Here is an 8741-nt window from a genome sequence, read left to right as displayed (position 1 = left end):
AGGCTTACTGTTACCCATAAGTCTGAAGGTGTATAGGTGTTTTGAGAGTTTCGGCTTTTCAAGTCATGGCAAATGTGTTAGGCTAAGGATGATGTCGGTAAGAACTATCAATGTATCTCTGTATTCTATTGCTTTTTAGGAGTTGATTATGTCTTCAGATTCTCAGGCATTCGAGGGTTCTTGGAGGCGTCAAGAGTTTGCGGGTCTTGATTTCAAGGATACCCGTCTCACGGAGCGGCTCATCCGTATTGCGGATGCCTTATCGGCTCATCCGGTGTCTGCGATCCGTGCGGCGTGTCAAGATTGGTCAGCCGTCAAAGCGGCGTATCGTTTCTTTGATAATGAGAAAGTGTCAGAAGCGGCTCTCCTCGCCCCACACTTTCAGCAAACGACGCAACGCATGCGGTCCCAAGAGCGTGTGTTTGCGATCCAAGACACAACGTATCTCGATTACACGGATCATCCTTCAACACAAGGTTTAGGTCCCATTCGCACCCGGGCTCAGAACCGTCGGGGGTTTGTGAAACACACGACTTTAGCCGTCAGGGGTTCCGGGGTGCCCCTGGGGTGTCTGACAGATAACGTCTGGGTGCGGGATGCGTCCGATACGCGAGATAGCAAACCCAAAACGTTTCAAGAAAGAGAAAGCTACAAGTGGATTCAGGCACTCTCAGAGACGCAGACTCGCACCCCAGAAGGCGTTGAGGTGATCACCGTCTGTGACCGTGAAGCTGATATTTATGAGTTTTTCACGCAAGCAAAAGACACCCCCTTCGTCATACGTGCCGCAGAAAATCGCAAAAGTCAAGATGCCTATGGCACTTTGAAAACTTTGATGAAACACACACCTGTCGCGGGGGGCTTGACGCTTGAGGTCCCCGCACGCCAAGACCACCCCGCCCGTCAAGCAGACCTACACGTCCGCTTCGCACAGACCCGCTTGAAGCCCCCGCAGCGTTCACGCACACCACAGACCGAAAACTTACCCGATGTAGACACATATATCGTCGAGGTCAGAGAACCCAATCCCCCCGAGGGAGTCCCTCCCTTACACTGGGTCTTGCTCACTAACGTCAAGGTCAACACCTACGCTGAAGCCCTCGAACGCATCCATTGGTATACCCATCGCTGGCACATTGAAGTCTATTTCAAAGTCCTTAAGTCAGGCACTAAAGTTGAGCAAGCCCGATTACAAACCAAAGACCGGCTCCTGCGATACATCGCCTTAGTGAGTGTCATCGCTTGGCGACTTTATTGGCTAACCCTGTTCAACCGGCACGCCCCCGACACCGAGTGCACACACATCTTGACCGAAAATCAATGGAAGGCACTTTACGCAACCACACACAAGACATGCACCTTGCCTACCCAAACACCTACCGTGAGACAAGCCACTGTGGGGATCGCAAAACTCGGCGGGTTCTTAGGGCGGAAGTCCGATGGTATGCCCGGGGTGACCGTCTTATGGCGCGGATGGCAACGCCTGACAGATATTTCTAACACGTGGTCCCTTTTTCACCAGAACTCACACAAACCGACATCTGAAACACAACACTGACATACCATACTCAGACTTATGGGTAACAGTAAGCCTTATCAAGGGGGCAGGGGGACTTTGAGAGGAAATCGTCCACCCTAAATATTTATCAAACTCACGTTAACGTAGATTCAAGAAATCTCCCCTTTAGGTGGATTGTAACGAAAATTATTTGAATCACTTATTATAATATGATATTATTTTAATAAGACATCTTTGCTTGGGTGTTTCTGCAGATTTTCCCAAGAAACCGCACCTACCATTTTGGAGATGGACTGTGTTAGGACACACGGAAGTGAGACTGTTACTTGTCGCAACGAATTTCGCGCTGTCGTGGCGTTCCGCTTCAAATCCTTCCCAGATATAGAAACTGGCAAACCGAAAATTAAATTTCCACCCTCTGAAACCGATCTGTAAAACTGACGTAATATACTTTCATACATGTATACATGTTTGCATGTGGACATGTATGGAGGCATACATCATTATGAAAACAGTAGCAATTCTGTCAGGCGAGGGTGGGGTTGCCGTTGAGACAACACCGAAACCAATGGTTCCGCCATCCCGTCAGGGCAAAAAGATGATTTCTGGACATTTCGACAAGGATGTGCATCGGCAGTTGAAAATGCTCGCGATTGAGAAGGACACGAGTATTCAAGACCTGCTGAGTGAGGCGTTGAATGCGCTGTTTGAGCGGAACAACAAACCGCCGATAGCGTAAAACACATTTCGGGGGATTCCATGATTTCGAATAGGGATTGGCAAATTTTAGAGCAAACGAACCGGATGCTGGCATTGAGCTGGGAGGCACTCAGACGGGCACGCGCAAGCGGAGATACGCACGCAATCAAGATGGCTGAAATGAGTTATTTTCAGGCACTGCAAGGTGTGATTGTATCGACGCAAAACGCGGTTGCTCAGAATGCGGTGTCACAGTAAACAGGCGTAGTCGTTTTCAGGATTTTCGTATAGTGTTTTGAAGTTGCGATCAGGGGAACAACAGGGGTGTTGTTCCCCTATACTTTTTGGTGCTGCTTCATCTCCAACGGGGAAAATGAGGGTTACTTATAGCAATTGTTTTCTATTGCGATCAATAGGAGACAGGAGGTTTATGAGCCAACAGATTACTGAGGTCGTCCTTGGGACAGATCAATACAGCACATGTACCCGATTCTTTCCACGGACGGTCTCGTCTGACATCGCGATCTGAACCTCAACGACAACGATCAGCGCACCCGCTTCACTTATTGCGAGTGTGTCGTAAGGAAGTTGTCCCTCTGTGCGGTAGGTGTACAGGTATTTCGCCAAGCCGCTACCCTCTGCTGTCAGATCAAACACTGACACCCCATGCAGACTCTCATTCGGGTCCTGTGCGCGCTTGGAAACCGATAGCACGGCATAACGATCCTTCGTGTCAATGCGTAAGCCTTGCGGCATATTCTCAAGTTTCCATTGCCAGACCTTTTCACCCCCCCACGAATAGGCAAATAGTGTCATCCCGTTGGGATGTCCCGCTGATGGCTTTTGTGCCCCCTTCCGAAGATGATATGGGATGTAGGTATCGCCTGTAACAAAGAGTGCTGCAGCATCTGTCGCACCGATTGTGCCAGTGGTTGCGATGATAGGGATACCACTGACCTCCAGTGGAGTCGCCAAGTTTTCCTGCCATATCGGTTCCGACTTATTCACGTCAAAGATAAAGGCACGACCATCGTCGGTTGCTACATTAATAAACCTACCATCGGGAGACATGCTAACCCCGCGCCAGAACGTGACCTGTGCGAAATAGTCGCGCAACGGTTCAATATCCGTGTGCCACTTTTCTGTACCATCTTCGGCGTTGAGAACAGTGAGTTTTCCGTTACCCGCATCGTTTTCATCCGTCGCACTCCCTTGCAAATTATGCCCACTATCCGTTAGGAGTGCGAGTGTTTTTCCGTTAGCACTTACGTCAAACCAGCGTATTATTCTGGGGACCGCGCCTTCACGGGGCCATTTCCAGATAACATCTCCCGTCTCCCCATTGAATCTGTAGAATTGGGATTTCTTAAGGGGAGTGTTATTCTCTGTCCACGAGTGCACGCTCGCCACCAAAAGGTCTCCATTCGCCAACGCTTGTATACGCGATTGACCGGGGTAGCTTACCCAGGCGTAGACGCTGTCAGGATTACTTGGCGTGGAGGTTTCGATGTCATCGGCAGTGCGGTATTTCCAGCGAAGCGTGGGTTTATCGGTGGTTAGATCGTAGCAGTAGATAAATCCATCTGCCGCCTGCTCACCAATGTAGAGTTGTGTGTTATCGGGACTGAACGCTATCCGCCTCACGTAGCCTTCCGAGATGCGAGTTTTCCAGAGAATTTCACCAGTCAACGGTTGGAGGACCGCGAGGTGTCCGCTATCGGTTGCGATTGCTAATGGCGGGGTACCTCCATGTCCTAAGGCGAGTGCTGTGGGTTTCGCGAGCTGTCGCAGGTTTTCCATCAGCGATAAAAGTTCATCCAATTCAACCGTGCGGATGAGATACGGTTCAGGTTTGAGTGGTGACGTTGCCGTTGTTTCGCTATCATTCAAGTAAAATTGGTAATTTTGATTGGGTTGCCATGCCAATTGAAAAAAAACACGGTTTGCATCAAGTCTGTGGATTGCAGGTGTTTCGGTTAGTTCGTGGGCTGCGCCGTTCGTCTCGTATGCGAAGTTTATTTTGCTCTCAACGCCGTTTTTGTGTTCGGTTTCAAATACCACGCCTGTCCGGACCCAAGTGACGCTCATATCCGCTGTTGCGACGTTAAGCGGTAAGGTAATAATCAACCAAAATAGACTCAAAAATTGAATTCGTTTCATCATAATATTCCTCATGTTTGTATTGTGAGTTTCCAAATTACAGGCCACACCACTTATCCGCAAGGTATAATTAACAGGACTTACGCAAGTTGCATAAAAAAGCGGTAACTTTCACCGAAAAAGGCGTTATTCAGTGATTTAACCCCCTCAATCCCCCTTATCAGGGGGACTTTAAGAGAAAATGCGTAAGTCCTAATTAAAAAACTATTCTGCCACGCGCCATAAACCTCTTCCCAACCGCGCGCCGAGAAGGACACCAATAAATGTATAGACGAACCCCTCTATTAAAATTCGGAGAACGATATACCAATCGGCGTAGAAAAGCCGATAGAAGAGTATAGAGAGTTGAAAATCGACATAAACAGAGAGTGCATCGCAGATGCCCAATACGACTGCCCACGCCAATAAATTGCGACTCCGCACCAGTAAGAATCCCGTTTCCAATAAGAGGACACTTGTGCCGGTATAGACGATTGCCATCGGTGTGAAAAGCCCAAACGTTACGCCCCCGAGAAGCAGACGCACCGCAGAGGCAAGCAAGATGATACCACTTCCTTTCGCGCGGACATGCTGGGTCGTATCAGCGTTTTTGGGGTCGCCAGTGATGTAAATCAGCAGTGCTGTCAGTAAAGCGTAGTAGAGCGTCTCGTTGATTAAGCCGGTCAGTAGGACAGAGACGGGACCTAAAATAGCGCGGATTAAATTAAGGAACAGTGTTGACGGCACCATCACTGCCACGAAAACCGTTGTGCTGAACAAGGCAATCACAATGAGATGCTTTGTTGTGAAACCTGCGAAAAGTCGCTCGTGGAACCGCAAGACAATTAGGAAACCGATGCAACTGCTGATGATCGCCAATAGACTCACGAGCAACGCTTGTTGGTTCGGAACGATTAAGTGCAATGGACGTTGTTCACGAAGAATCGTCGCGTCGCTTCCCCAGACCTTTACCGTAACGGTCCGTTCATACTCCCCAGGGACCGCCTGTTCTATCTTCCCCTGGCTTAAATAGACGGGGTGAAAATAGATAGGCAACGGAATTTCTGTAACCGTGCCACCCGGTAGACTCGCAAAGGCTACGCTCCGATTCATTCCTCCGTTCGTTGTCTCTGGCGGCGCGAGGAAGGAGATAGTTTCGCCACTTTTCGTATCCGTGTTGGTTGAAGACACAACCACGTGGATCGTTTCTTCACCGCCGTTGTGGAGGCGGACCGCCTGATAAGTTGTTGGCTCGAATGCATTGGTCTGTGCGGTTCGGAGCCAACTAAATAAGGGGCGTGGATAGTAGATGGTATCTTCTCGCTGCTTCGGATCCACCGTCCCTGTTGCGTCTGTAGGCATCTCAATGGATTCGATGGAGAGGCGTTCAGCAATCTCAGAAACAGTTGCGATCCGCAGTTGCACAGTCGCTTGTTGTTCCCATATCTGTCCTGTGTCTGTTGTGAAACGGACAGTGCCTGAAATCTCTTGTCTATCCAAGCGGTCTGCCGCGGATGTTTTCAACACTAATTCACGATACCATACCTCCGATGCGACACTCAGTCTACTGGTGGTAGAGAGGCAAGTTCTTCCCTCTATTGTTTCTGTCTTCCAATCCGCTGGAAAGCGAATGGCTGCTACAGTTGATGGTAGACCGAGTTCCAAATCAAAGGTCGTGGGGCCCTTTCCGTTTGTGACGAGGACTGTGGCAGTCATTTCACTGTCATGCAAAACGAGTGCCTTCTGATCGTTTCCAGATGCCTTATCCAAATCTGATTCAACTGCGGCACCATAAGGAAGAGCAATTTCTAAATTCCCCTGTGTGTATGTCCGCGGTGCCGTCACACTTTGAACGATAATATTCCCAGTGGTTAAGGTCACCTCAAACCGATAGGTCTCCGCTTCGTTCCACTGAAAATAAAGGGATTCCGTCTGCCGAGGCGGCACAGGAAAGTTGAGTTGCGCGACCCTCACATCGTCAGGATTAAAGGCGCTGAGGCGTTGGACCGGTGCTGTCGTTTCAAATTGCACCTGTGCCCCCAATGAAAAAAACGAGACCTTCCATGAGATCGGTTCTTCTTTGGGGGTTGAAGCACAACTGAGTAAAGAAAGGAGCAGCGGCAAGATCCATAAGACCTGCGCTATTTTATAGCCGTCAGCAGTCAGCAATCGGCTTTCAGTTGACTGCTGCCTACTGACGATTATTCTTCCGATAACCGATAACCAATGACCGATGCCCATTAGAAACCTCACCTACGCATGATAGGTTAGCGTCCCTGACCGATCAGCACTAGGTCAAGAATATCAACCACCTGGTCTCCATTGACATCGGCACGTATGCCGGCACCTTCGTCGCCGAGAAACCGACCTGCGATTATCATATCTTTCATGTTGATGAACCCATCATTGTTGATGTCTTCGCGTCGCGGTGTAATGGTTGCGAATCCCAAATTATTAGCACCGGTTCCAACGCGGTAGGATCGTAGGAGAGATGCATCAGCCACGTCCATGACGCGAACGAAATCCTGTCCACCGCCTGACCAATCGGGTTGTGTAATATAGAGATTTCCATTCGGGGCAAAAGTCAATCCACCACTGATAGATGTATCTGCATCGTTACTGAAATTGGCAATTGTGTCATCTTCGTCACGGATCCAGTCTCGTGCTGCGATATCATAGATGAGCAAGCCGGGGTTTTGCCAACTGCCTTGGATAAACAACTGTTTTTCTGAATTAAGGGCGGCGGAACCCGGAGTGAATCCGAGTTTAACCGTATCGATAATCTCATCAGTAGTTGTGTCAATCAGAACGAGATGTCCCGATATATCATTGTAATTGCCCGTTGTTTTAACAATGACGGTGGATTCGCCATCGTTGAGGATCGCCCCTGCATTTGTCGGCACCGGAATGGATTTCAATATGATGTCTGTCTCTGTATCAATCACTGTGACAGTGCTCTCGTAATAGGTCGTCTTCCGTGCCACCGGATCCCATTCCCATGCGGGGTTCGAGACGTAGGCTTTGCCGTTGAGGCGTGTGATACCTGTCGGTTTGTTGAAAGAACCCGTGAGGACCTTTGTTACATTGCGATTGTCGATGTCAACGACGTGTACCTCATGCGTCGCGGCACAGGTGACGTATAACTTCTGATCATTAACCAAAGCGATCTGCTGCGGCGTTGTGCCCCCTTGGATTGGAATTTCGCCAACAAACTCTCGATCTTCCAAGTTAATAATATAGATGTTGTCGCCGGAACTTGTTTCGCCAGTGATGGGTAAGTTGAAACTCGTGATATAGGCGAGATGCCCGTGAACAGTAAGACCAATTGCCCGCCGCCGCAATATCGGATCAAAGCCGATGCGGAGTATCTCGTTGTCAACAGCCCGTCTCTCATTTGGCTCTTCCAAATCGATGAGAGAGAGAGAAGCGACAATGCCCAAGTCGGGAAATGTCAGGGCATTTATGACAACCGCCGCGTTTGGGTCCTCTGTTTGTCCAAAGGTAGGACTCACGAGGAGCGTGAAAAGGATCGCACCGATAAGTAGGAGTGAATAGCACGAGAAGTGCCGCCGAGCGATTTTTTTAGACACGTTTGCAAGCGGTGCCGCTAAAACTTTGTTCATTAATACCTCCGTAATGAAACAAAAAACCCCTACTTTCACTGGAAAGACAGGGGAGGAAGCGACACTTTGTGTAAGGCATATCCTGTAACTTGTGTGAGAATTCCATCTCTTCTGTGAGAATTTCTATTTTGGTTTGACAGGATACTGTGTTCCGTTCCACCGCTTTCCCGCGAAAGCAGATACGTGAAACACGATTCAGGCAGGTCTCCTGACTTCCGATCCTTCCGCTGGACCTTCCCATCAATTGTTTGACAGTGGTGTTTTCAGCGGATACTTGCGATCGTTCACAGTGGCGGGGCCGTGGCGGATTCTCACCGCGCTTCCCTATTCTCCGTAATTCGGCACCTGAACCGTTCGTTTATTCAATTGTAATACATATATTATATCACGTTGGACTATTTTTTGCAAATATTTTTTTGAAAAAAAATATTTGGAAACGCAAAACAGATGTAGTATTTCCTCCCCATTCCTATGCTAGCACTGAAGCAAGACAATCATCCCAGAATCCTATCTCCGAGGCAGCCAAATTCAGGTAATCAACGGCCACGCACGCGAGGTTCCGGATCATAACTCCATACAGGCTCTTTGATTTTCCCCGCCCTTACATCTGCCTGAATTTTCCTGAGGTGCTCAAGATGCCGACGGGTTCCTTCGGTTGGAAAAAGGTACAGGGCAGCTTCTATACCTACTATTCGCTCATCTAATGTTACTAAAGTTTGGACAATTTTAAGAATTAAGATGCAGAAAAGCAGAAAAGCAGG

The 8741-nt window shown here is 48.8% G+C and carries 6 protein-coding genes and 1 riboswitch; of the genes, 3 read left to right on the top strand and 3 right to left on the bottom strand.

From position 1 onward, the window contains the following. The first annotated feature begins 148 nt into the window (after window positions 1–148). The 3 genes from F4X88_12775 (at window position 149) to F4X88_12765 (ending at window position 2476) form a co-directional block, all read left to right on the top strand. Complete coding sequence (locus tag F4X88_12775) at window positions 149–1558, top strand: IS4 family transposase (protein ID MYA57165.1); 1410 nt, start codon at window positions 149–151, stop codon at window positions 1556–1558. A 466-nt stretch (window positions 1559–2024) separates the two neighbouring features. Next, complete coding sequence (locus F4X88_12770) at window positions 2025–2258, top strand: hypothetical protein (protein MYA57164.1); 234 nt, start codon at window positions 2025–2027, stop codon at window positions 2256–2258. 20 nt (window positions 2259–2278) lie between these two features. After that, window positions 2279–2476, top strand: a complete 198-nt coding sequence (locus F4X88_12765; protein MYA57163.1) for a hypothetical protein — start codon at window positions 2279–2281, stop codon at window positions 2474–2476. A 210-nt stretch (window positions 2477–2686) separates the two neighbouring features. Here F4X88_12765 and F4X88_12760 read toward each other — a convergent pair whose 3' ends face one another. The 3 genes from F4X88_12760 to F4X88_12750 form a co-directional block, all read right to left on the bottom strand. Then, a complete protein-coding gene (locus F4X88_12760) occupies window positions 2687–4393 on the bottom strand; it encodes a PQQ-binding-like beta-propeller repeat protein (GenBank protein MYA57162.1) in 1707 nt (568 codons plus the stop codon). 189 nt (window positions 4394–4582) lie between these two features. After that, on the bottom strand, window positions 4583–6598 hold the full coding sequence (locus tag F4X88_12755; GenBank protein MYA57161.1) for a hypothetical protein: 2016 nt from the start codon (window positions 6596–6598) through the stop codon (window positions 4583–4585). Window positions 6599–6624: 26 nt separating this feature from the next. After that, the gene (locus F4X88_12750; protein ID MYA57160.1) at window positions 6625–7980 is read right to left on the bottom strand and encodes a hypothetical protein; all 1356 of its coding nucleotides are present in this window, start codon (window positions 7978–7980) and stop codon (window positions 6625–6627) included. A 180-nt stretch (window positions 7981–8160) separates the two neighbouring features. Then, a riboswitch (cobalamin riboswitch) is annotated at window positions 8161–8344 on the bottom strand. Window positions 8345–8741 lie beyond the last annotated feature (397 nt).

It is taken from the genome of Candidatus Poribacteria bacterium, from assembly GCA_009839745.1.
GTDB lineage: Bacteria > Poribacteria > WGA-4E > WGA-4E > WGA-3G > WGA-3G.
This window is presented reverse-complemented; position numbering and strand designations above follow the sequence as displayed.